The sequence below is a fragment of the Lysobacter sp. CC-YZS074 genome, from assembly GCF_056739745.1.
This window is the reverse complement of sequence record NZ_CP200301.1, coordinates 2,185,280-2,209,653: the sequence shown is the minus strand read 5'-3', so window position 1 is coordinate 2,209,653 and position 24,374 is coordinate 2,185,280. Positions and strand designations below refer to the sequence as shown.

17 protein-coding genes and 1 tRNA gene are annotated in these 24,374 nt (G+C 67.9%); 12 read left to right on the top strand and 6 right to left on the bottom strand.

Annotated features, from left to right (window positions below; translation table 11 throughout):
• The first annotated feature begins 250 nt into the window (after positions 1 to 250).
• The 9 genes from U8331_RS09975 (at position 251) to csrA (ending at position 14,309) form a co-directional block, all read left to right on the top strand.
• On the top strand, positions 251 to 1,747 hold the full coding sequence (locus tag U8331_RS09975; protein ID WP_481132949.1) for a transglutaminase-like domain-containing protein: 1,497 nt from the start codon (positions 251 to 253) through the stop codon (positions 1,745 to 1,747).
• A 20-nt stretch (positions 1,748 to 1,767) separates the two neighbouring features.
• Positions 1,768 to 4,761 carry a TonB-dependent receptor gene (locus U8331_RS09970; RefSeq protein ID WP_481130890.1) on the top strand — a complete coding sequence of 998 codons (2,994 nt, stop codon included), beginning with the start codon at positions 1,768 to 1,770 and terminating at the stop codon, positions 4,759 to 4,761.
• A gap of 127 nt (positions 4,762 to 4,888) precedes the next feature.
• Complete coding sequence (locus U8331_RS09965) at positions 4,889 to 6,124, top strand: dipeptidase (RefSeq protein WP_481130889.1); 1,236 nt, start codon at positions 4,889 to 4,891, stop codon at positions 6,122 to 6,124.
• Complete coding sequence (locus tag U8331_RS09960) at positions 6,121 to 7,707, top strand: serine hydrolase domain-containing protein (RefSeq protein ID WP_481130888.1); 1,587 nt, start codon at positions 6,121 to 6,123, stop codon at positions 7,705 to 7,707. The genes U8331_RS09965 and U8331_RS09960 overlap by 4 nt, the downstream gene beginning before the upstream one ends.
• A gap of 3 nt (positions 7,708 to 7,710) precedes the next feature.
• Positions 7,711 to 8,757, top strand: a complete 1,047-nt coding sequence (locus U8331_RS09955; protein WP_481130887.1) for a serine hydrolase domain-containing protein — start codon at positions 7,711 to 7,713, stop codon at positions 8,755 to 8,757.
• Between the two features lie 103 nt (positions 8,758 to 8,860).
• Positions 8,861 to 11,644, top strand: a complete 2,784-nt coding sequence (locus tag U8331_RS09950; protein ID WP_481130886.1) for a type VI secretion system Vgr family protein — start codon at positions 8,861 to 8,863, stop codon at positions 11,642 to 11,644.
• Positions 11,645 to 11,656: 12 nt separating this feature from the next.
• Positions 11,657 to 13,114, top strand: a complete 1,458-nt coding sequence (locus U8331_RS09945) for a hypothetical protein (protein ID WP_481130885.1) — start codon at positions 11,657 to 11,659, stop codon at positions 13,112 to 13,114.
• A 2-nt stretch (positions 13,115 to 13,116) separates the two neighbouring features.
• Positions 13,117 to 14,112: a hypothetical protein gene (locus U8331_RS09940; protein WP_481130884.1), complete on the top strand. Its 996-nt coding sequence runs from the start codon at positions 13,117 to 13,119 to the stop codon at positions 14,110 to 14,112.
• A 2-nt stretch (positions 14,113 to 14,114) separates the two neighbouring features.
• Positions 14,115 to 14,309, top strand: a complete 195-nt coding sequence (gene csrA, locus U8331_RS09935) for a carbon storage regulator CsrA (RefSeq protein ID WP_481130883.1) — start codon at positions 14,115 to 14,117, stop codon at positions 14,307 to 14,309.
• 116 nt (positions 14,310 to 14,425) lie between these two features.
• On the opposite strand, the gene U8331_RS09930 is transcribed toward csrA, so the two are convergent.
• Together U8331_RS09930 and rnd are read right to left on the bottom strand one after the other, a co-directional pair.
• Positions 14,426 to 14,501, bottom strand: a tRNA-Ala gene (locus tag U8331_RS09930).
• Positions 14,502 to 14,533: 32 nt separating this feature from the next.
• Positions 14,534 to 15,673 carry a ribonuclease D gene (gene rnd / locus U8331_RS09925; protein ID WP_481130882.1) on the bottom strand — a complete coding sequence of 380 codons (1,140 nt, stop codon included), beginning with the start codon at positions 15,671 to 15,673 and terminating at the stop codon, positions 14,534 to 14,536.
• Positions 15,674 to 15,840: 167 nt separating this feature from the next.
• Here rnd and U8331_RS09920 point away from each other — a divergent pair, with 167 nt between their 5' ends.
• Positions 15,841 to 17,724: a formylglycine-generating enzyme family protein gene (locus U8331_RS09920; protein WP_481130881.1), complete on the top strand. Its 1,884-nt coding sequence runs from the start codon at positions 15,841 to 15,843 to the stop codon at positions 17,722 to 17,724.
• Between the two features lie 43 nt (positions 17,725 to 17,767).
• Positions 17,768 to 18,691: a M48 family metallopeptidase gene (locus U8331_RS09915; RefSeq protein ID WP_481130880.1), complete on the top strand. Its 924-nt coding sequence runs from the start codon at positions 17,768 to 17,770 to the stop codon at positions 18,689 to 18,691.
• A 2-nt stretch (positions 18,692 to 18,693) separates the two neighbouring features.
• Here U8331_RS09915 and phaR read toward each other — a convergent pair whose 3' ends face one another.
• From phaR to gluQRS, 3 genes are all read right to left on the bottom strand, one after another.
• Positions 18,694 to 19,176 carry a polyhydroxyalkanoate synthesis repressor PhaR gene (gene phaR / locus U8331_RS09910; RefSeq protein ID WP_481130879.1) on the bottom strand — a complete coding sequence of 161 codons (483 nt, stop codon included), beginning with the start codon at positions 19,174 to 19,176 and terminating at the stop codon, positions 18,694 to 18,696.
• 85 nt (positions 19,177 to 19,261) lie between these two features.
• A complete protein-coding gene (phbB, locus tag U8331_RS09905) occupies positions 19,262 to 20,002 on the bottom strand; it encodes an acetoacetyl-CoA reductase (RefSeq protein WP_481130878.1) in 741 nt (246 codons plus the stop codon).
• A 33-nt stretch (positions 20,003 to 20,035) separates the two neighbouring features.
• Positions 20,036 to 20,977 (bottom strand): tRNA glutamyl-Q(34) synthetase GluQRS, encoded by a 942-nt coding sequence (gene gluQRS, locus U8331_RS09900; protein WP_481130877.1) that lies wholly within the window; start codon positions 20,975 to 20,977, stop codon positions 20,036 to 20,038.
• 108 nt (positions 20,978 to 21,085) lie between these two features.
• Between gluQRS and htpX the strand changes: the two genes are divergently transcribed.
• Positions 21,086 to 21,985 (top strand): protease HtpX, encoded by a 900-nt coding sequence (gene htpX, locus U8331_RS09895; protein WP_481130876.1) that lies wholly within the window; start codon positions 21,086 to 21,088, stop codon positions 21,983 to 21,985.
• 63 nt (positions 21,986 to 22,048) lie between these two features.
• On the opposite strand, the gene U8331_RS09890 is transcribed toward htpX, so the two are convergent.
• Positions 22,049 to 24,127: an EAL domain-containing response regulator gene (locus U8331_RS09890; RefSeq protein ID WP_481132948.1), complete on the bottom strand. Its 2,079-nt coding sequence runs from the start codon at positions 24,125 to 24,127 to the stop codon at positions 22,049 to 22,051.
• Positions 24,128 to 24,374 lie beyond the last annotated feature (247 nt).

The following is a 24,374-nucleotide window of genomic DNA, read 5'->3' as shown; positions in this document are numbered from 1 at the left end:
TATCGCGTGCGGCGGCGGGCTTTCAGGATAAGGATCCGGCCGTGTGGTGGGCCCGCGCGAAGCCTTTGCATTCATGCCCGGGTGAGTCATTCCTGCCCCCTTTGCCCGACGGAAGTCGCCGTTGTGCACTGCGGAATACGCGATTCTTATATCACATGAAACAGGAATAATTTATTGACCATGTTCGCGGAGGCGTGCTACACACCATCACACGAGTGGGTCTCCGTAGGGGAAAGAGCGGGTGGACACGATTCGGGCAATTTTTGGTACCACGCGGCTGCGCCACCCTGGCGCGATCGGCCGTGCCTTGGTGCTGGCCTGCGGCCTGGCGGCCGCCGGCGCGGCCGCACAGGGGAGCGACGGTGCCCCGGCGGGCCGCGAGGTGACCGCGGTCGTGTCGCTGATCGACACGGACCGGTTCGACGCCGCGGAGGCCGCGATCGACAAGGCCCTGGCCGACGAGACCCTCGGCAACCGGACCCGCGAGGCGCTGCTGTTCCAGCGCGAGCGCATGCGCCGCATCCTGATCGACTTCCACCTCGACGAGGAAGAAGTGCTCGCGCGGCTGCGCAAGGCGATTCCCGACCTCACCGAAGACGAATTCCAGCGCTGGAAGGCGGCCAACCTGCTCGAGCACCGGGTGATCGACGGGCAGCCGCGCTACTTCGCCCGCGCCGTCCCCAACCTGTTCCGGCTCAGCCCCGAAGCCGCGGCCCGTCGCGCCGACCCCAGGCCGTTCAGCGAAGGGCCGATGGAGTCGCCCAACGCCCATCACGCAGCGGTGCTCGCGCAGACCGAGGCGACCGGCCGCAGCAGCGTGCTGCCGCGCCGGGTGCATGTGACCCAGTCGATCACCGTCGACCCCGACGCGGTGCCTGCCGGCGAGACCGTGCGCGCCTGGATCCCGTACCCGCGCGCCATCGCGGGCCAGCAGGAGGACATCCGCCTGCTCGACAGCGAACCGGCGAAGGCCGCCATCGCCCCGGACGCGACGATGCAGCGCACCGCCTACCTGGAGCAGGTGGCCCGCGCCGGCGAGCCGACCGAGTTCTCGATCGATTACGAGTTGACCCTCTACGCCCAGCACCACGCCATCGACCCCGAGCGCGTGGCCCCCGCCCCGGCGACCGCGGAGCTGGCACGGCACCTGGGCGAGCGGCCGCCGCACATCGTATTCACCCCGGCCCTGCGCGAGTTTTCCCGGAAGGTGGTGGGTGACGAGACCAACCCGTACCGGATCGCGCAGAAGCTGTTCGCCGCCGTCGACGACATCCCGTGGGCCGGCGCGCGCGAGTACTCCACCATCACCAACATCAGTGACTACGCCCTGCATGCCGGCCACGCCGACTGCGGCCAGCAGACACTGCTGCTGATGACGCTGTTGCGGCTCAACGGCATCCCGGCGCGCTGGCAGTCGGGCATGGTCTACTCCGACGACGACTACTGGAACCTCCACGACTGGGGCTGGATGTACCTGGCGCCGTACGGCTGGGTGCCGATGGACGTGACCACCGGCCGGTTCGAGGACGCGGTGGCCGATGGGCGCGGACTGGAGTGGTTCTATCTAGGCGGCCTGGACGCCTACCGGATCGCCTTCAACGACGACTACGGGACCGACTTCGTCCCGGCCAAGCAGCATTTCCGCTCCGAGACCGTCGACTCCCAACGGGGCGAGGTCGAATGGAGCGGCGGCAATCTGTACTTCGATCAGTGGGATTACGACTTCAGCGCTACGCCACAACCATGAGCACCAATCGGGGAGAGATCATGAGAAGCAGCACCCGCAATCTGCGCAAGTCTGTACTTTGCATGGCGATGGGCGTGTGCCTTTCGTCCCTGGCCGCGCCGGTACTGGCGCAAAGCGTTACCGGTGCCGTGGCGGGCGATGCCGAAGCGGGTACGCAGGTCACGATCACCAACACCTCGACAGGCTTGTCCCGCTCGGCGACCGCGGATGAGGATGGCAGCTACCGTATCGGCCAGCTGCCTCCGGGCCAATACACCCTCAGCGCCGGTGCGGGGGCGCCGATCTCCGTCGATGTTTCCCTGGGTGGCACCACGACGGTCAACCTCACCAACGACGGTGCGGTGAACCTGGCGGCCGTGCAGGTGGTCGGTTCGAGGGTGGTGAACCGCGTCGATGTCCATTCCACCGAGTCCGCCACCAACGTCACGCGGCAGGAGTTGGCCCGGTTGCCGGTGGACCAGAGCCTGGGTGCCGTCGCGCTGCTGGCCCCGGGTGTGGTGTCTTCCGGCGCTACGTTTGGTGGCCTTACCTTTGGCGGCTCGTCGGTGGCGGAGAACGTCGCCTACATCAATGGCTTGAACGTCACCGACCCGTATCGCCGACAGGGATTCTCGTCGGTGCCATTCGCGTTCTATGAGGAGTTCCAGGTCAAGACCGGCGGCTACTCGGCGGAATTCGGCCGTAGCACGGGTGGCGTGATCAACGCCGTGACCCGCTCGGGCGGCAACGAGTTCCATGCCGGTGCCGAGCTGACGATGGAACCCGCGGCCTGGACTTCGTCGAAGGATGACCAGTTCCACGATGACGGCACGCTGGATGAACGGGACCGCAGGAGTCGCGACGACGGCTCGTTCTACAAAGCCAATGTCTGGGCGTCCGGTGCCATCGTGCAGGACAGGCTGTTCTTCTTCGGCATGTACGAGCAGCGCGACAGCAACCCGAGGGATATCGACACGCTCGAAGCCTGGTACACCGACAGCAACAACGACTTCTGGGGTGGAAAGCTCGACTGGCAGATCAACGACGACCACCTGCTGGAGCTGCTGGCCTTCTCCGACAAGTCGGACTCGGCCACGAGCAATTACGCCTACGACTGGGACAGCGCCACGCGCGGTGAAAAGACCGGCGAGAGCTACGAGGGGTCAGGCGGCGACAACTGGTCGCTCACCTACACCGGGCACTTCACCGACAACTTCGTCGCGAAGGCCATGTACGGCGTGAACGAACGCAGTGCCACGGCCGGCAGTCCTTGGGACGCGGGCTGCAGCATCGTCACCCGTTCCGGCAGCTACACCGACATCTTCGGCGAAGCTACCGAACAGGAAGGTTGTCACCCGAGCAACAGCAGCATCAGCAGCCGGTTCGACAAGCGCGAAGCGTCGCGTCTGGATTTCGAATGGGCGCTGGGCGACCACTTGGTGCGGTTCGGTGTCGACCAGGAAATCATGGATTCCAACAGCTCGAGGGTCTATCCGGGCGACGGCGTGAGCTATACCGCGATCGGCATCGCCGCCGATGAGGAGGACCGGGAGCTGCCCAACGGGGTGTCCGTTCCGGACGGAGTGACGGCGTACATCGACGCGAGGCGTTACATCACCGGCTCCCCGGTTTCGACCGAGGCGCAAGCGATCTACGTGGAGGACAACTGGAACGTCACGCCGAACCTGCTGCTGAACCTGGGCGTCCGTGCCGACAAGTTCCACAACAAGCTCGCCTCCGGCGCGACCTTCGCCGAGGCAGACTTCTCCGACATGATCGCGCCGCGTCTGGGCTTCAGCTGGGACGTGAAGGGTGACGGCACGACCAAGGTGTTCGGCAACGCCGGCCGCTACTACATCCCACTCACCAACAAGCTCACTGACTATTTCGGGGGGGGGGCCACGGATGAGCACACCTACTACGTACTCGACGGTTGGGTGGAGCAGACCGACCCCGTTACCGGCGGTACCTACCTCTTTCCGAATCTCGGCGAGCAGATCGGGCCGGTCAATACCGAGGGCAACGTACCCGCACCCGACGATGTCCGGACGGCGGTCGACCGCGACCTCAAACAGGTCTTCCAGGACGAGTTCATCCTGGGTTTCCAGCAGGCGATCAACAACGCCTGGTCCTACGGGGTCAATGCCACCTACCGCGAAGTGACCCGCGCCGTCGAGGACGCGCGCATCAACCACGTGGAAGGGTGCGGCTGGTATTCCGGTGACTGGCCGATCATCAACCCCGGCGAGGACGTCACCCTGTGGTGCCCGGACACGGAGGAATGGGTGACGTTCGACAGCTCCGAGGATGGTTACATCGCGCTCGGCAGCGACGCCGTCATGGGCTACAAGCGGCCCAAGCGCACCTACAAGGCCGTCGAGTTCCAGCTCGACCGCGCATGGGATGGCAAGTGGGCGTTCAACGCCAGCTATCTGTGGTCGAAGTCCGAGGGCAACATGGAAGGGCCGGTGAACTCGGATACCGGCTATAACGACACCAACCTCGTGCAGTACTACGACCACCCGGCGGTGAACGAGCGCTACGGAGTTCTGTTCAACGACTACCGCCACCAGATCAAGCTGCGCGGTAGCTACGAACTCAACGACATGTGGAGCTTCGGTGCGACCTTGTCCACCCGATCCGGTGGCCCGATCACCGCCTTCGGCGTGCGTTGGCCCAACGACGACCGCAGCGCCGGCGGACCCGGTGAGTTCAGTGGCGGTGGTTCGGGATGGTTGTGCGTGGCGAACTGCTCCGACTGGGAGACCCGGGAGCTGGTCTACACCGAGAGGGGCGCGTTCGGCCGCATGCCCTGGGTTACCAACCTGGGTGCGAGCGTGACCTGGACGTTGCCCTCTGAGAGCATCGACCTCAAGGCACGCCTCTCCGTATACAACCTGCTCAACAGCCAGACCGAAATCAACGTGCACTCCCGCTACGAGAGCACGCCCGGCAACGAGATGCCGTACTTCGGGGAGCCCACTGTCTGGCAGTCCCCGCGTTATGCGCAGCTGGTCGTGACCTACGCGTTCTGAGTAAAGCCCCTTGGCGGCCCGCTTGTCGGGCCGCCGTTTTTTTGGCGGATTCGCCGGTGCGCGAATGAAGGACTCGCGAACCGGTGATCGCTGTCATCGAACGCGCGACTGGTGAGTGGAGGAACGCATGAACATCCGCATTGGCATCGCATCCGTGGTGCTGGCCGGCTCACTCGCGGGTTGCATGCAGCAGCCTGTGCGCACAACGGCACCCGATCCACTGATCCTCGACACCCACGTCGATATCCCGCTGGATTACATGCGCGAGCCGCGCTACGACGTCGGCACCGACACCGGGCTGAAGGTCGATCTGGGGAAGATGGAGCGCGGTGGCCTGGATGGTGCGTTCTTCATCGTCTACGTGGGGCAGGGGCCGTTGACCGAGGCGGGCTATGCCGACGCGGTGGCCCAGGCCGAACGGAAGTACTCGGCCATCGCGCTGATGCTGGAGAAGTACCCCGATCGGATCCGCCTTGCGACCACGCCGGCGCAGGTGCGGGACCACCATGCACGCGGCCTGCTTTCAGCGATGATCGGCATCGAGAACCCGTACTCGCTCAGTCACGAGCTGTCGCGTCTCGACACTGCGTACGAGCGCGGCGCCCGTTACGTGGGGCTCACCCACGTGGGCAACAACGCGGTGTGCAGCAGTGCCAATCCCGATACCGAGGCTGGCGAACCCGCTCACAATTCGGCGCAGGATCCGGGCATGAGCGGGTTCGGTCGCGAGCTGGTCGCGCGTGCGAACGCGCTGGGGATGATGGTCGACGTCTCGCATGCTTCCGACCGATGCGTGCTTGACGCGATCGCTGCGTCACGGGCGCCGGTGTTCGCGTCGCACTCGTCGGCACGCGCCCTGGTGGACGTGCCGCGCAACCTGCCCGACGACCTGCTGCACGCGATCGCCTCCGACGGCGGCGTCGTGCAGGCCGTCGCCTATTACGAGTTCGTCAAGCACGACCCGGCGCGGTCGGCCGCCGAGAAGGCGTTGCAACACGAGGTCGCCCACGCGGCGGGCGCCGCGGAATTCGACTGGGACGTCCATGGCGAGCTGCCGGCATTCGTCGCCGGGATGGCATGGATCCAGCGCGAGCACCCGCTGGCGACGCTGGAGGAGTACGTCGATCACATCGACTACATGGTCGGGCTGATCGGCGTGGACCACGTCGGCATCGCCTCCGACTTCGATGGCGGTGGCGAGGTGACCGGGTGGATGGACGCGAGCGAGTCGCCCAACGTCACCGCGGAGCTGCGCAAGCGCGGTTACAGCGAAGCGGACATCGCAAAGCTGTGGGGCGGCAACCTGATGCGCGTCTGGCAGGCGGCCATCGACGTGGCGGTCGGCGGGCGGGACGCGCCTTGAAGCGTCTCCATGCGTCCGTTGCATTGCTGTTGGGCCTGTCCTTCGGCCCCGCCGCGGCAGCGGCGTCCAATGCGGGAACCACCCCGGACGAGATCGACGCCATCGCCCGGGCCGTCATTGATCGCTATGACCTCCCGGGCATTGCGCTCGGTGTGATCGAGGACGGTGAAGTGGTGTTCGCCCGGGGCTATGGCGAGACCACCGTCGGCAGCGGCGAAGCGGTCGATACCGACACCCTGTTCAAGATCGCCTCCAACACCAAGGCGATGACCGCGGCGCTGCTCGCGCGGCTGGTCGACGCCGGCCGGCTGCGCTGGGACGACCCGGTGGTGAAGCACCTGCCGCAGTTCCGCATGTACGACGCCTGGGTCACGCGCGAGATGCAGGTGCGCGACCTGCTGATCCACAACGCCGGCCTGCGCGAGGGCGCCGGCGACCTGATGCTGTGGCCGGAACCGAACCACTTCACCCGGGACGACATCATCGCCGGGTTGGCCCACTTGAAACCGCAGCAGAGCTTCCGCTCCGGCTACGCCTACGACAACCTGCTGTACGTAGTCGCCGGCGAGGTGGCCGCGGCCGCCGGTGGCGCGCCTTACGAGGAACTGGTGCGGCGCGAGGTGTTCGAGCCGCTCGGGCTGGAGCGTTGCCGCGTCGGCGCGTTCGACCGGGAGGCGGCCGGCAGTCTCGCCCAGCCGCATACGCGCGGTGGGGAGGGGAACGTCGCGATGCGGCTCGACCCGCCGCAGGTGCCCGCGATCACCTCGGCCGCGGCTGGCGGCATCCGCTGCAGCCTCGACGACATGCTCGTCTGGGCGGGCAATTGGCTCGCCCCGACCCCGGAGCAACTGGAGTGGCTGCCGCCGGAGCGGCGCGCGGAGCTGTGGACCGCACACACGGCGATGCCGATCGCACAGCGTCGCCGCGACTGGGACGGCACCCGCTTCTATGCCTACGGTTATGGCTGGCGACTGGCCGACATTGATGGCGAGTGGAGCGTGTCTCACACCGGCACGCTCGGCGGCATGTACTCGCAACTGCACCTGCTGCCCGACCTCGGCGACGGTTTCGTCTTCATGATCAACGGCGATGCCGACGAGGCGCGCACGGTGCTGAACCAGGTGCTGGTGGAACACCTCACACCTGACGGCGAGTCACGGAGTGTCGGCGAGGTGGTCGCCGCGCTGCAGGCGAGGAGCGGCGCCGCCGATGCGGTGACCGAGTTGCCGGACACCTCGGCCCGCCGCCCCGCGACTGCCGCCGTGATGGAACCATGGCTCGGTACCTGGCGCGACCCGTGGTTCGGCGAGGTCACGATCTGTCCGGCAGGCGACCGTGTCGAGTTCCGATCGGCCAAGTCGCCACGGCTCAGCGGTGACGTGGTGCGCGTGGGTGATCGCCACCTGATCGACTGGCACGCGGACCACGCCGAAGCCTGGGCCGATTTCACCCGCGGCAACGGCACCCTTCGCCTCGCCATGGCCAAGGTCGATCCGGAGGCCGACTTCAGCTACGACTACGAAGACCTGGCATTCGTGCGCACCGGCGGGTGCCCGGGGCAGTCGACGGACACAGGAGAGTAGGTCATGCACATTCCATTGGCCTTGCTGGCGTCGACGGCCCTGTTGGCCGGTTGTGCCACGTCCACCGACCGCGTCGCCCATGTCGACGCGGTGATGACCGACTATGCCGGCCACGTGCCGGGCGCGTCCGTGCTGGTGGTGAAGAACGGCAGGCCGGTGGTCCGGCGGGTTTACGGCCTGTCCGATCTCGAGGCCGGCACCCCGGCGAGTCCGTCGACCAATTACCGGCTCGCCTCGGTGACCAAGCAGTTCACTGCCGCCTCGATCCTGCTGCTGGCCGAGGACGGCCGGCTACGGCTCGACGATCCGGTGCGGGTATGGCTGCCTTCGCTCCCCGCGGCGGCCGATCCCGTCACCATCCGCCACCTGCTCACCCACACCTCGGGGCTGGTCGACTACGAGGACGTCATTCCCGAGTCGATGACCTGGCAGCTGCGCGATGCCGACGTGCTCAAGCTGCTGGAGTCGCAGGACCGCACCTACTTCCCGCCCGGCACCGATTACCGCTACAGCAACAGCGGCTACGCGTTGCTGGCATTGATCGTCGAGCGTGCTTCCGGGCGCGATTTCCCGAGCTTCCTGCGCGAGCGCATCTTCCTGCCGCTGGGCATGGCCAACACCCTGGCGTACGTCCGCGAAGGCCCGCCGGTGCCGCAACGCGCCTGGGGCTACAGCTTCCTCGACGGCCGGTGGCAGCGTACCGATCAGAGCCAGACCAGCGCCGTGCTCGGCGACGGCGGCATCTATTCGTCGATCGATGACCTGGCCCGCTGGGACGCCGCGCTGTACGACGACCGGCTGCTGTCCAACGCTTCCCGCGCACTGGCCTTCGGGCCGGCCACGCCGACCGACGATCCGGCGGTGGAGTACGGCTACGGCTGGCGTATCACCGGCGAGACCCTGTGGCATTCCGGCGAGACGATGGGCTTTCGCAACGTGCTCGTGCGCTGGCCGCAGCGTCGGCTCACCGTCGTCGTGCTGACCAACCGCAACGACCCCGAGCCTTACCGGATGGCGCTGGAGATCGCCCGGCCCTGGCTGCGGGAGTGACCCTGTCCGGCTGACGGCCACCACCCGGGCGGGGTATCCTTCGCCGGCCGACCCCGTCGCGGGGCGGCGATGAAGCATCACCACCAAACGGATTTGGTACGCCATGGACAGGACGTTCCCCGCTACGCCGCTGGCGCTCGCCGGCGCGCTGCTCTCGCAAGACACCCGCCTGATCGAAATCGACCTGCCCACCGCCGGGCTGGGCGACGCGCTGGTGGTGGAGCGCTTTACCGGCTCTGAAGCGGTATGCGTGGATTTCCGGTTCGACATCGACTGCCTGTCGACGTCGGCCTTCCTCGATGCGCTCGCCCTGGTCGGCCAGCCCGTGTCGCTGCGGCTGCGCCAGGCCGACGGCTCGCACCGCCACTGGCACGGCCACTGCACCCGCATCGCATCGCTGGGCAGCGACGGCGGGCTGGCCCGCTACCGGCTGACGATGGAGCCATGGACCGCGTTCCTGCGGCTGCGGCGCAACGCGCTGGTGTTCCAGGGGCTGGACGCGCTCGGCGTGGTCGAGCGGATCCTCGACGACTACCCGCAGGCCGCGCTGAAGGGCGACGTCAGCCAGCCGCTACCGGTGTACCCGATCACCACCCAGTACCGCGAGAGCGACCACGAGTTCGTATTCCGGCTGCTGGCCGACGCCGGGCTGGCGTGGCGCTTCGAGCACGTGCAGGGCGCGGCCGGCGACGGCGAGGCCGGCCACGCGCTGGTGGTGTACGACCGCGCGGCCACGGTGCCCGACGCGGCGCCGTCGGTGCTGCGCTTCCACCGCAGCGACATCACCGAATCGCTCGACGCGATCACCCACTTCACCGAGCAGCGGCAGGTCACCGCCAATGCCTTCACCACGGCCAGCTGGCAACCCGAGCAGGTCGAAGCGGCGTCCGCGACGCTCGCCGGCAACGCTGCCGGCCCGCACCTGCCGGCGCTGGAGCACTACAGCGTGCCGCGCAGCGGCCGCTTCGCCGCGCGCGCGGATGCCGAGCAGGCCGCCGAACTGCGACTGGACGCCCTGCGCCTGCCGCAGCGCCTGCATGCCGGCGCCGGCAGCGGCCGCGGGCTCGACCCCGGCGCCACCTTCACCCTGACCCAGCACCCGGATCTCTCCGGCGAGCGCTTCCTGCCGCTCGCAGTCGAGCACGTCGCCGCCAACAACCTCGGCAGCGGCATCGTCGAACTGCTCGACCACCCCGACCTCGAGCGCGGCAGCTACCGCAACCGCTTCGTCGCGGTGCCGGCCGCCACCCCGGTCGTGCCGTTCGCCCGGCCCAAGCCGACCGCCCCCGGCGCACAGACCGCACGAGTGGTCGGCCTGCCCGACGCCACCGTCACCAGCACCCGCGACCACCAGGTCCGCATCCAGTTCCCGTGGCAGCGCGGCACCGCGCCGAATCCGGGCAGCCTGACCAACACCGGTTCGTCGGCCAACCCCGACGGCCACGCCCCCGGCGACGACACCAGCGGCACCTGGGTGCGCGTGGCCGAATGGCAGGCCGGCCCCAACTGGGGCAGCCACGCCTTGCCGCGGATCGGCAGCGAAGTGCTCGTCGAGTTCCTGCACGGCGACATCGACCAGCCCGTCGTCACCGGCCAGCTCTACAACGGTGATATCGCGCCGCCGTTCGCACTGGCCGACGCCAGCAACCACCCCGGCACCCTGTCGGGCCTGCACAGCCAGTCGCTGGACGGCAGCGGCACCCAGCAGTGGGTGCTCGACGACGCCCCGGGTCAACTGCGCCAGCGCCTGCACACCAGCCTAGCCGACAGCCGGCTGGAGCTGGGTTACCTGCTCGACCACCGCGACGGAAGCCGCGGCGCCCTGCGCGGTCAGGGCTTCGACCTGGCCACGCTCGGCTGGGCCAACCTGCGTACCGGCGAGGGCGTGCTGCTGTCGACCACCGCCCGCAGCAACGCCGTCTCGACCCAGTTCGACATCGCCGAGGCCATCGGCCAGCTCAAGGCCGCCGAACGCACCGCGCAGGCCGTGAGCGATGCCGCCGAAGGCGCCGAGGTCGCCCCACTGGCCGCCAACCCGCGCCAGACCGACCTGATCAAGCAGATCGACCCCGAGCAGGACGGCACGCACCCCGGTAGCGTCAACGGCCAGTCGGCCACCAAGCCCGACGGCACCAACCGCGATGGCGGCGACCCGGTCGAGAAGTTCGCCACCCCCGTGCTGATCGCGGAGTCCCCAGACGCAATCGCCCTGGCGACCCCGGCCAGCGCGATTGCCTATGCCGGCGGCCACACCCACCTGACCGCACAGCAGGACGCCCACCTTGCCGCCGGCCACACCATCGCCGGCGTCAGCGGCGGCCACGTCGCCCTGTTCGCCCAGAAAGGCCCGATCAAGGCCATCGCCGCCAACGGCGCGCTCAGCCTGCAGGCCCACGCCGGCCCGCTGGAACTGCTGGCCGACCAGTCCGTGACCGTCACCGCCACCGACGAGCGCATGGACGTGCTGGCCAAGCAGAAGATCGTCCTGCAGGCCGGCCAGACCGAGATCGTGCTGGAAGGCGGCGACATCACGTTCAAGTGCCCGGGCAACTTCACCGTCAAGGCGGGGCAGGTGCCGTTCAAGGGGGGTGCGAGTAGGGCGGCGGGGCTGGAGGTGCTGCCTGACAGCAAGCTCAAGCTGGAGAACTGGATCGAGGTCAACCATCGCGACGCCGATGACCAGCCGTTTGCGGGGCAGGCTTACACGATCTTTTTCGAGGGCGGCCAGACCATCAGGGGCAAGCTTGACGCCGATGGACACGCGCGCCACGAAGGAGTGCCGGCGCGAGCGGAGCGGGTCGAGTACGAACTGCGCGAACCATTGGAAGATGAGCCGTGGAAGGCAATCGCCCAATTGGTGCAGGTCGCGCGATCAAAGCTGGGTTAAGGATAACCGTCGATGGAATGGGATGAACTCGAGAACGCACTGGCGTGGTTCGCGTCGGCACCGGGAAGACTCGTAGATGGTGTCGGGGAGAACCTCGGCGCCGCTGCAGAATGGATCTGGGAGGTGCTGCAAGGCGACTTCAACGAGGAGCAGACCAACGCGCAGGTGATCACCGGCACGGTGATCTCGATGATTCCGGGCGTTGATCAGCTCTGTGACATCCGCGACGTCATCGCCAATTGCCGGAAGATCAACGAGGACACATCGAACACGTGGGCCTGGATCGGACTGGCGATCACCCTGATTGGCCTGATCCCGGTTCTCGGTTCACTGGCCAAGGGGTGTTTCAAGATTCTGGTGGCCTCGAGCCGCAAGGCCGCCCTTCGCGTGGCCAAAAATACAGCGGATACCGACCTGTGGAAGCACACGGCGTACTGGGTCGAGGCCGGCATCGACAAGCTCAACAAGCACCTGGACACCCCGGCTGTGCGCGCGGCGCTCAGCGCAATGAAACTGGACAATCCGTACAAATGGCTGGCTGCCAAGGTGCGCGAGGTGGCTGGCGGACTCAACGTCTCTGCCCTTACCCGGGCCTTTGACGGAATCATTTCGGCGCTCCGCGAACTCGTGGGTCTGATCCAGCGCTGGGGCTCAGCCGCAATGGGCAGCCAGACCGGGCAACTGCTGCAGATGGTGGTGAGCATCCGCCGGGCGGCCAATGCGCAGCTGGCCAAGGTATTGAGTCCCGTGACGGACTGGCTGGACCGCGTCGCGCGACGGCTGGATATCGAAGCCGATCAGGCGTACCGCGCTCGAGTCAACGCGGTTAATCCACACAACTTCAAGCGGCCGTCCGCGGATGCCGAGCTGGATGCCTTCCAGAAGGACAAGCCGGAGTGGGTGGATGAGGGAAGGGAACTGGAATATGCAGCGTCGCGCACGGCTCCCATGGATCGAGGCCACCCCGACATCGGCGCCAGCGCGCCCAGGCCACTCCAAGACGGATATCAGACATTTCACGGCACGATCAACGCCGTAACCTATCCACCGGGCACCGTTTTGTATCGCATCGTCGATCCGGGCTCCAGCGACAACTCCATCTGCTGGATGGCGAAAGCCGAGTTCGACAAGCTCCGGAACAAGGCCGAGTGGCGTAGGCGGTTTGCGGTCAAAGCCCACTGGAACAGCAACGGCGAGTACGTCACTTACACCGTACCGCCGGGGGAAGGATTGAAAGCTTGGGAAGGGGTGGTAGCGTCCCAGGAGTACAGAAACTCTACGACCAAACGAGTTGAATACGTACTCGAAGGCGGCGCTCGCCAGATTGTTATCGACCCGGCCGATCTGGATGTCGCTCATCTCGGTAAACGCCGCACCACCGGCTGGGGCTACTCCAGTCTGGCGGGTGAGTCGGTGAGTCTGGTCGGTGTGCCGGTACTGAAGAACAACATCTACGTAAGCAAGGATTGAGCATGGCGACCCCGCTGGTTCCGCAAGAAATTTATTTGCTGGAGCGCTTCAGCTCGCTCGATTACTTTCGGCCCATCCGCGACAACTACGAGGCGGCGGTCAAGCACGCTGAGCGATGCCTCGAAGCATTCGTCAACAATCTGCCGCCGGACTACCGCAGCCGGCATCTCAGTCGCCAGCCGGATATCGTCTGGGGGGAACGTGTATTGCCGAACATGCGAGGTACGTTGAAGAGCCTGTGCGACGGCTACATCATGGTGTCGCATGACGATCTCAACGGACTCGGGGCAGCGTCTGAAGTCGCGAGCGATCGCCGCGGCATTGTCGACCATGATATGAGCTGGATGGACGAGCCGCAGGTGACAGCGGTTGCGCCAGGGGGCGCCGACAAGTTCTGGAACTACTTTGCGGCCGCGGGCACGCCGGCCCTACGAGTCGCGGATACCATCGATAGGTACTGGGAGAGCGGCGATCTCACAGATCGGTACTCTGAGCGCGACTTCGGTCCACTGAACCCCCCACAACGCTGGCCACGCTATCGTCTCAATACGGTGGTTCAGGTCGCGACCGGTGAGCCGGTCCCACTAAATGGTATTTACCTGCCGGATACTGATCGCAGTTGCGCGTCGCTCCTCGTGGTCGGTGACAAGGCACCCAAGGCCCGCCACCTGATTCGCGTTGATGACAGTATTGGCGAGAACGGCGTTGTCGTGCAGCGGGTCCCGGTCTCAGAGAAGCGTTCCGCGACCTGGACCCTAGTCGAGCGCGTGCCGGGAGAGACTATCCCGTTCGACGAGGGGCTTGGCCACGACGACACTGTGGTGAGCCGGATTGCTGCGGGCAAGTCCGCGCCGCGAAACGGCTACTGGTTCACCCCCGCCAAGCAGTCCAGCCGCCGCTACTTCAAGCAGGGCGACGTATTCCCCGAAATCGAGGGCAGCAGCTACGGCGCGACGTTCTGGCAGTGGTCGCCCGACCAGTCCGATCCGAAGCTCTGAGCATGCTGCTACTCACGCGCAGGGAGGCGGAGGTGATATCGGTAGGCGGGTCTGTCCGCGTCACCGTGTTGTCCATCCGGGATGGCCAGGCCAAGCTCGGGATTGCCGCGCCGCGGGAAGTTCCGGTGCACCGGGAGGAGATCTATCGGCGGATGCAGTCCGATACATCGCGAGCCGTTCCGGCGGTGGGGAGCTAAGCTGCAAACACGCCGGAAGCAGAATGTACGTTCGGCCGCTCTATGCCGCAGCACAATCGGCACAAGCAAAAAGCCCCGCGCGAAGCGGGGCTTTTTGCTTGGTGACGCTGGATTCGTGGTGGAGCGGAGGAGGATCGAACTCCCGACCTTCGCATTGCGAACGCGACGCTCTCCCAGCTGAGCTACCGCCCCACGAAGGGCGCAATTCTAGCGGGAAGCGGTGGCTACGCGCCAGTCCCTCGGCTTTTCGCCAGCAACGGGGTCAAGGTCGGCTCGAGCGCTTCGCGCCGCCAGCCTTCCAGCGCCCCCGGCCAGTGGCCATGGTCGAGCAGTGCTTCGAGGTAGCGGCGCGAGGCCAGCAGCCCGTCAGGCAGGCCGAGTTCGGCGCCGCGTGCGGCGACGGCTGCCTGCAGGTCGCGCAGGCGCTGTTTGTCGCGCTTCTCGGCGATGCCGGCGTCGGGCGTGTCGGCCTCGTCCTGCAACTCGGTGACCAGGGCGCGCCAGAGGGCGTCGCCGAGCTTGCGCGGCGCCTTGGGATGGGCGTCCAGTCGCGCCTGCAGCGCGTCACGGTCGGGCGGTGGGTTGCGGGCCAGGTCTACCGCCAGTTCATTGTCGAGGATCCAGCTGCGCGGCCGATCAGCGTCGCGGGCGTGGGTATCCCGCCAGCGCAGCAGGCGGACCAGCCGACGCTGGGCGTCGCGGTCGAGGAACTGTGCCGATCGCATCGACAGGTGCGGCCAGCGCTCGGTCGCATCGGCCTCGGCGTTCGCGACGGTGCGCGCGGCATCATCCTCGAGCCAGCGCCGGCGTTCGAGCTGGCCGAGCATGCCGTCGAGCACGTCGTGCATTTCAAACAGGTGGCGGACGTCGTCGGCGGCGTAGTCCAGTTGCGCGGGCGACAGCGGCCGGCGCAGCCAGTCCGAACGGGTTTCGCCCTTGGCCAACGCCACGCCGGTAAGCTGCTCGACCAGCTTCTGGTAGCCGAGGCCACCGCCGATGCCCGCCAGCGCGGCCGCCAGCTGGGTGTCGAACAGCGGGCGCGGCACCGTGTAGCAGGCGCGCTTGAATGCGACCAGGTCCTCGCTCGGGCTGTGCATGATCTTGAGGATCGCGTCGTCGGCGAGGATCGGCGCGAGTGCCTCGTTGATACCCGGTGCCAGGGTGTCGACCAGCAGGATCCGCATTCCGTCGGGGGTCTCGATCGCGATCTGCACGAGCGCGAGTTGCGGCCAGTACGTCCGCTCCCGGATGAATTCGGTGTCCAGCCCGATACGCGCGGGACGTATGGCGAACGCGGCGGTGAGCGCGTGCGGATCGGTGATCCACTCGGGGGCGGGCGAGGCGGTCTGGGGTGAACTGGGCACGTGGATTCCGGTCGAATGACGAAGTTGCCGGGGCGGGCGACAATAGCCTACTTTCAGTGCGCCCTTCGGGGCGCGAGCCGGCCGCGAGGCAGGGAGGACGATTGCGCGCACCATCGCCAGCAGGGCCGCCAGCATCCGGGGCAGCGGGGAACGGACCGCGTGGTGCGATGCGGTGGGTCCGTCCGCCCTCGTTCCTGCAGCGCCGGTTCCCGCTCGGTGCGGTGATCGCCACGTTGCTCCTGCTGGGCGCCTGCTCGGGCGAGGAGCCGGGGCGCGGTGCCGGGGCGGGCGAGACGGGTGAATCCCCTGGCAAGCAGACCGCGCCGATCGTCGCGGTCAGTCCCGACCAGCAGGTGCCGCCCGTTCCGCAATGGCAGGCGCCGCGGATCGAGGTGGCGAACGACGACGTCGAGCAATTGAAGGAACAGGCGGCAGCCGCGCTGGAAGCCGACAAGCTGTTCGGCGATGACGCGTCCGCGATTCCACTGTATCTGGCATTGCAGGCGCACGCCCCTGACGACCCCGCGGTGGCGGCGGGACTCGAACGCGCCGTGGGAGGGCTGGTGGAGCAGGGCGACACTGCGCTGGCCGCCATCGACGAAGACCCGGACGCGTTGCAACGGGCGCGCGAGATTGCCGCCGTCGCGCGGGCGGCGGCGCCGGATCGCGATGCCGTGGCCGGACTGGTGGAGCGTGTGGATACTGCCGTCGCTGCGCAGCAGGCCAACCTGCGTGGCGAACGGGCGCTCAACGGGCACGAGTTCGGTCTGGACGACGGCGGGGCCGTGACCTTCTTCAAGCAGGCGCTGGAGCTGCGTCCAGGGGATGCGCGCGCATTGCAGGGACTGGCCGCGACGGAAAGCGCATTGATCCGCCAGGCGGAGCTTGCGGCCCGCCGCGACGATTACGCCGCGGCGGGCGAGTGGCTGGACCGGGCTGCCCGCGTCCGGCCGGAGATGAAGACCGTCGCCGATGCCCGCCTGCGGATCGCGCGGCAACGCGGCGCACGCGTGGGCAACCTGCGGGACATGGGCATCGCCGCGCTCACCCGCGAGGACGGCATCGAAGAGGCGCGCAAACACCTGGCCGACCTGCTGAGGATCGCGCCCCCCGCTGACCCGGCAGCGGTGGAGCTGAGCGAGCGCATCGAACTGGCGACCCATTACGGGCTGTTCCGCCCGGGCCAGGCGTTTACCGAAGGGCTGGACCGCGGCGGACGTGGACCGGAGATGGTGGTGATCCCGCACGGTGCCTTTCGCATGGGAGCGCCGCCCGACGAGCCCAGTGCGACCGACGCCGAGCGCCCGACGCGCACCGTCCGTTTCGACCGCGGGTTGGCGGTGTCGCGCAACGAAATCACCGTCGGCGAGTTCCGCCGCTTTGTTACCGCCACCGGCTACGAGGCGCGAGCCAGCCGGCGCGGCTATTCCACGGTGTACGACGAACGCAGTGGCAACCTGGTCCGACGCAGCGGGGTGGACTGGCAGTCGGACTACAGCGGCCAACCCGCAGCCGACACGCTGCCGGTGGTCCACGTCAGCGCCCAGGACGCGGCGGCGTACACGCAGTGGCTGTCGGAGCAGACCGGCCACGAATACCGGCTGCCGAGCGAGGCCGAGTTCGAGTACATGCTGCGCGCGGGCAGCGAGGCGCGATTTCCCTGGGGTCAGGGGGAGCCCCCCGCCGGCACCGGGAACTTCACCGGCGACGGCGACGCTTCCCCCAGCGGGCGCCGCTGGCGCAATGCCTTCGACGACTACGACGACGGCGCGTGGGGCCCGGCCCCCGCAGGCTCGTACCGCGCCAATGCATTCGGCCTTCACGACGTGGCCGGCAATGTCAGCGAATGGGTGGCGGACTGCTGGCACGACGGATACCGCCGCGCACCGGCGGACGGCCAAGCTTGGTTCAACCCGGGATGTCGCACCCGTGTGGTTCGCGGCGGCTCCTGGGCGAGTTCGCCGGCGCAGACCCGGTCGGCGTGGCGTCTGGGCAGCGATGCCAACACCACCAACGCGCGAGTCGGCTTCCGCGTCGTGCGCGAGATCTGATCGTCCCGAAAACCCGGCACTGCCGGCACAGGAGGAGCGGTAGATGAGGATCGGATCCGTCCGCGCGGACAGGACCCCGCGAAGTGGCGGCAGGCGCCGGGGTGGCATTCGCTGGTGGATCCTGCTGCTGTTCGCGGCCTACGCTGCGTGGCAGTGGTTCGGCAGTGCCGAAACCGACCCCTACACCGGCGAGACCGCGCACTACGGCGCCAGCGCGCAGGAGGAAGTGCAGCTGGGGGCCCAGGCGTACCAGCAGGTACTCGGCGATGCGCAGTCCCAGGGCGCGCTGCTGCCGGCCGACGCGGAGCTAAGCCGGCAGGTGCGCGGAATCGCCCAGCGCCTGGTCACGCGGGTGCCGGAGGTGACGGCCGACCTCGCCGCCGCCCACCAGCAGCAGGCCCCGACGTCCTACCGCGACTTCCAGTGGGACGTCAGCGTGATCCAGTCCGAGCAGGCCAATGCCTTTTGCCTGCCCGGAGGCAAGATGGCGGTCTACACCGGACTGCTGCCGATTGCGCAGAGCGAGGACGCGATGGCGGTGGTGATGGGGCACGAGATCGCCCACGCCCTGCTGCGCCACGGTTCCCAGCGGATGGCACAGCAGGAGCTGGTGCAGATGGGCCAGATGGCCGCCGGGCTCGCCCTCGGCGGAATGGATCCGCAGCAGCAGCAGGCGGTCATGGCGGCACTGGGCGCGGGTGCGCAGTACGGCTTCATCCTGCCGTACGGGCGCAACCACGAGACCCAGGCCGACCGCGTCGGCCTGATGCTCGCCGCCGCCGCCTGTTACGACCCGCGCGCGGCGGTGCCCCTGTGGGAACGGATGTCGCAGCTGGGCGGTGGCGAGCGGCCGCCGGAGTTCGCCTCGACCCATCCGGACCCGGCCAACCGCATAGAGACGCTACGTGGACTGATGCCGCAGGCGCTGGAATTCCATCAGAAGTACTGCGCGACCCGGCCCGAATAGGCTCAGCGCTTTCCTTCCGGCTTCTTCCCGGTGGATGCGTTCTGGCCCACGCTGCCCGACAGGTTCTGCTGGAACTCCTTCCACATCGACAGGTTGCGCTCGGTCAGCTGGTTCATCATCGACCACGGGGTCTGGCCGAGCATGCCGCCCATCTGCTTGCGGAACTGCTGCTGCTGGTCGAGGAAGAGCTGCATCGACCGCTCCAGGTAGGTGCCCATGAAGCCCTGCAGCGAGTCGCCGTAGAACCGGATGATCTGGCTCAGCAACTGGGTCGACAGCATCGGTTCGCCGTCCTGTTCGTGCTCGGCGATGATCTGCAGCAGCACCTGACGGGTCAGGTCCTCGCCCGAGCGCGCGTCGCGCACCTCGAACTCCTCGCCGTCGACGATCAGCTGGCGCACGTCCTCGATCGTGATGTAGCTGGAGATCTCGGTGTCGTAGAGACGGCGGTTGGGATACTTCTTGATGACGCGCGTCTGGGCCATGGAGCGGGTGCTCTAACTCATGATGCTCCGCAGCATGGCGCACGCCGCCGTCGCTTTGCAACTTGAACGGTCCGCCAGCCCAGGCTCACCAGCCCATGTACTGGCCGCCGTTCGCCGACAGGTTGGCGCCGGTGATCCAACCGGCTTCGTCGGGCACGAAGAACGCCACCGCGTAGGCGATCTCCTCCGGGGTGCCAAGTCGCCCGGTCGGGATCTGCGCGACGATTTTCTCGCGGATTTCCTCCGGCACCGCCATCACCATGTCGGTGCCGATGTAGCCCGGGGACACCGTATTGACCGTGATGCCGAACTTCGCGTTTTCCTGCGCCAGCGAAATGGTGAAGCCGTGCATGCCGGCCTTGGCCGCGGCGTAGTTCGCCTGCCCGTACTGGCCCTTCTGGCCGTTGATCGAACTGATCTGGACGATCCGGCCCCACCTGCGCGCGCGCATGCCTTCGATCACCGGCCGGGTGACGTTGAAGCAGGAGTTGAGGTTGGTGCAGATGACCTCGTTCCACTGCTGCGGCGTCATCCGGTGGAAGGTCGAGTCGCGGGTGATGCCGGCGTTGTTGACGAGGATGTCGACCGGGCCGAGCTGGCGTTCGATCTCGCGGACCAGCGACTCGGCCTGCTCGGGCGAGGACACGTCGCCGGGAGCCAGTGCGACGTCGATGCCGGTGTCCTTCATCCGCTGCTGCCATTCGCGTCCGCGCGCCTCGTCGCGGAAATTGGTGGCGACCCGGTGGCCCATTGCCGCCAGGCGCCGGATGATCGAGGTGCCGATCCCGCCGGTACCGCCAGTGACCAGTGCTACGCGTGCCTGCATGTCGTTCTCCCTTTTCCCGGCCCGGCCCCGAGTCTAGTCCCCGATTGTGAAACGTCCGCCATCGACAGTGGCGGACTGGCGGACATCGCGCGCGGGGATCGCCCCCGGCCGGAAGGCCGCCTGCGCCAGCCGCAGCCAGTCGGCCACCGTTTCCGCGCCGACGGTGGCGGCCGGGTCCTGGCCCAGCGCCTGCCAGGCACGCTGCAGCGAGGGCAGCGGCGCGGCCGGATCGACCGGCTGCGCCGCATCGGATTTCGAGAGCTTGCGGCCTTCGCCATCGAGCAGCAGGGGCAGGTGGGCGTACTGCGGCGTGGGCAGGCCGAGTGCGCGCTGGAGCAGGATCTGGCGCGCCGTCGAGTCCAGCAGGTCCGCCCCGCGCACCACGTCGGTGACGCCCTGCGCGGCGTCGTCGACCACCACCGCGAGCTGGTAGGCCCAGCAGCCGTCGGCGCGGAGCAACACGAAGTCGCCCACCGCGGTGGCGACGTCCTGCGACTGCGGCCCGCGGATGGCGTCGTCGAAGCCGACCCGGGTGCCGGGCGCTACCCGAAGGCGGATGGCCGGCTGCGGGCGCCGGGCCGTGGCGACGCACTCGCGGTGGATGCCACCGGTCGCGCCGAGGTCGGTGCGACTGCAGTGGCAGGCGAAGGCCTGGCCGGTCGCCAGCAGCCGGTCCAGGGCGGCCCGGTACAGCGCGCCGCGCTCGCTCTGGCGCACCACCGGCGCGTCCGGCTGCAGCCCCAGCGCGGCGAGCGTCGACAACTGGCGGTCGGCCGCGCCCGGAACCTCGCGCGGAGGGTCGATGTCCTCGACCCGCACCCACCACTCGCCGCCGGCCGCCCTGGCGAGCAGCCAACTCCCCAGCGCGGCCAGCACCGAGCCGGGATGGAGGTCGCCGGTGGGCGAGGGCGCAAAGCGCCCGCGGTAATCGGAGGACGGCGGGGCGGCAGCAACGATCGGGTCGGCAGCGGACATGAGGCGGCGAAGCTGGGAGCGGCGGCGGCAGGCCGGTCATCTTGAATTCGGGGCGAGCCTGCCACACTTCCTGCGCTGATCGCGCATGGTGCGCGCAAGGGGCTCGACATGTTCAAGCGCGTGGCGCTGTTTCTGGCAACCAACCTGGCCGTGATGGTGCTGCTGGGCATCGTGCTCAGCGTCCTGCAGAGCGTGTTCGGCATCAGCCTGGGCAACAACGCCGGCTTGCTGGTCATGGCGGCGCTGTTCGGCTTCGGCGGCTCGATGATCTCGCTGATGATGTCCAAGTGGGTGGCCAAGCGCGGCACCGGTGCGCACGTGATCGAACAGCCGCGCAACGAAGCCGAGCAATGGCTGGTGTCCACCGTCCGTCGGCAGGCCGACGCGGCCGGCATCGGGATGCCTGAGGTCGCGATCTACGACGCGCCGGAAATCAACGCCTTCGCCACCGGGCCCAGCCGCAACAACGCGCTGGTCGCGGTATCGACCGGCCTGCTGCGCGCGATGGACCGCGACCAGGCCGAGGCCGTGCTGGCCCACGAGGTCAGCCACGTCGCCAACGGCGACATGGTCACGATGGCGCTGATCCAGGGTGTGCTCAATACCTTCGTGATCGTCCTGGCGCGGGTGGTCGGCCGGGTGATCGACGGCTACCTCAGCGGCAACCGCGAAGGTGGCCCGGGCATCGGTTACTTCGTCATCGTGTTCGTGCTCGACATGGTGTTCGGTCTGTTCGCCAGCATGATCGCGATGTGGTTCTCGCGTCATCGCGAGTTCCGCGCCGATGCGGGCGGCGCCAGCCTGGCCGGGCGCGACAAGATGGTGTCGGCGCTGCAGCGGCTGTCGCAGACCTATGGCGAAAACACGTTGCCGCGCCAGGTTGCCGCGTTCGGCATCAGCGGGGCGGTGGGGCATGGTCTGCGGCGCCTGTTGATGAGCCATCCGCCGCTGGAAGAGCGGATCGCCGCGCTGCGCCGGATGCAGGATTCGGTCCAGACGGCCGCCTGAGTACCGGCCACCGCAAAAAAGCCCGCCGAAATGGCGGGCTTTTTCATGGGACGAGTGCGCCGCCTAGCTGAAGTCGTAGTCCATCTCCGGACCGGCGGACGCGAGGAAGTGCCCCTGCGCGTAGTCGATGCCGGCACTGAACAGGATCGTCATGCTGCCGGCGTCCTGCACGAACTGGGCGATCGTCTGCTTGCCCAGCTCGCCTGCCTTGGCCGCGATTTCGCGCACACGTGCCTGGTGCTCCGCGTTGCCCGCGAGCTCCTCGATGAAGGAGCGGTCCAGCTTGAGCAGGTCGGCGTCGAAGTGGCTCAGCAGCTGGAAGGAGTTCAGACCGCTGCCGAACTGCTCCAGTCCGACCCGCACGCCCATCGCCGACACCCGCTGCTGGAACGTCTGCGCGGCCTTGAGGTGGGTGAACACCTTCGACTCGGGCAACTGCAGCACCAGCAGCCCGCCCTCGGCGCCGTGCTTGGCCAGCTGCTCCTGGATGTGCTGGATCAGGCTGTCGTCCTGCAGCGACACCTCGTTGATCCGCACCAGCAGGGTGGTGCGGTGGCCCGCGCGCAGGCGCTCGCCGATGTCGGCGATCGCGCGGCTGACCACCCAGCGGTCGATCTCCCACAGCAGCCCGTGTTCCTCGGCGATCTGCAGGAAGGTCAGCGGCTGCACCAGCTCGCCCTCGTCGCCCTTCATCCGCAGATAGGCGTCGTACATCTCGTTGGGTTCGCCGTGCAGGCTGATCAGCGGCTGGTAGTACATGATGAAGCGGTCGCTGTCGATCGCCTCGCGGATGCGATGGACCCACGCCTGCACGCGTTCTTCCTCGGCACGGTCGACCGCACCCGGGTCGAACACCTCGACCCGGTTGCCTCCGACGCCGAGGCTGGACTGGACACCCTGGTGCGCCTTGCCGAGCACCGCGGTCACGCTGGCGATCTTCTGGCCGATCTGCACGCCGCCGATGCTGGCGGTGGCATTGAACGATCGGTCGTCGACGTCCAGCACGTTCTCGGCGAACGCCGCGCGGATCGATTCGGCCAACGCCACGGTGCCGTGATAGTCGCTGCCGCGACGCAGCACCGCCAACTGGTGCTCGCCGAACCGGGCGGCGATGTCGTCGGGACCCAAGGCGCTGCTCAGGCGCCGGGCGGAGGCGGCAATCAGGTCATCCGCCGCATCCAGGCCGATGTCCTGCAGCAGCTTGGCGTAGTGGTCGGGCTCGACCAGCAACAAGGCGTGGTTGCTGGCGTTCTGCGCCGCGTCGGCGACCGCGTCCTCGAGCGCGCGCAGGAACGTCGGGCGGTTCAACAGACCCGTGACCTGGTCGCGCTGGCGCAGCTCCTCGACTTCGCGGGCGAGCTCGGGGTCGAGCTCCTGGCGCCGCAGGATCACCTGCTGGCAGGCCTCGCCCTCGTAACTGGCGGCGGTGAACTCCATCACGGCGGGGAAGCTCTCGCCCTCGAGGGTGCGTGCCTCCATCTCGAGCCGCGGCGGCGGCGCCTCGCCCTTGCTCAGGCGCTTGAGCAGCTGCTTGAACTCGTCGACGTGCTGCGGCGCGACCATGTCCAGCAGCGACATGCCTTCGATTTCCTCGAACGACTCGAAGCCGAACATCTCCAGATAGGCGCTGTTGGCGCGGATGTGCATGCCTTCATGGACGTAGGCGATGGGCTCCCGCGAGGACTCGATCAACGCGTCGCAGCGGCGTTCGGTCTCGCGGACCTGCGACTCGAGCCGGCGCAGTGCGCGGCGGGTCTCGAGATCGGTCCATTCCTTGCGGACCACGGCTTCGACCTGCTCCATGCGCCGGCGCAGCGCCACTCCGGCCACGCCGGAAGCGGTGGCCTGCAGCAGCACGGTGTCGTCGATCGCATCCACCAGCAGGACCACGGGCAGGTCCTTGCCGGACGCGTCGATGCGCTGCATCACCGTCGCCAGCGGCACCTGGGTGGCGTCCTCGGCCGCCAGCACCATTTCGAACGGTTGTCCGGCGACCATCGCCGCCAGTTCGTCCTCGCCCTCGGGCCGACTGGGCCGCACCGCGATGCCGCTGTTGCGCAGCCCGCTGACGATGGCTTCCGCGGCCTCGACGCTGTCGTCGACGATCAGCAGCCGCAGCACCATGTCCTTGCCTAATTGCATAGCCTCTCCGTCGGATTTTGCCTGTTGCGCGGGTGCAGGCCGGACCGCGCCGATGGCGGCCGGAATGGCGGCCGAATGGAAGCTGCCCGCCACCGCGGCGTCGCCGCTCGCATATGTAAGCATGTTCTCCCCCTGCGTATCGTCGACGTGGCGGTCCCCGGACCGGTTGGCAGCGAACCCCTTCGCCGCGTCGCCGAATCCGCCGCGCGTGACGCGTGTCACCGTCTTATGACAGATCTCCGCGACG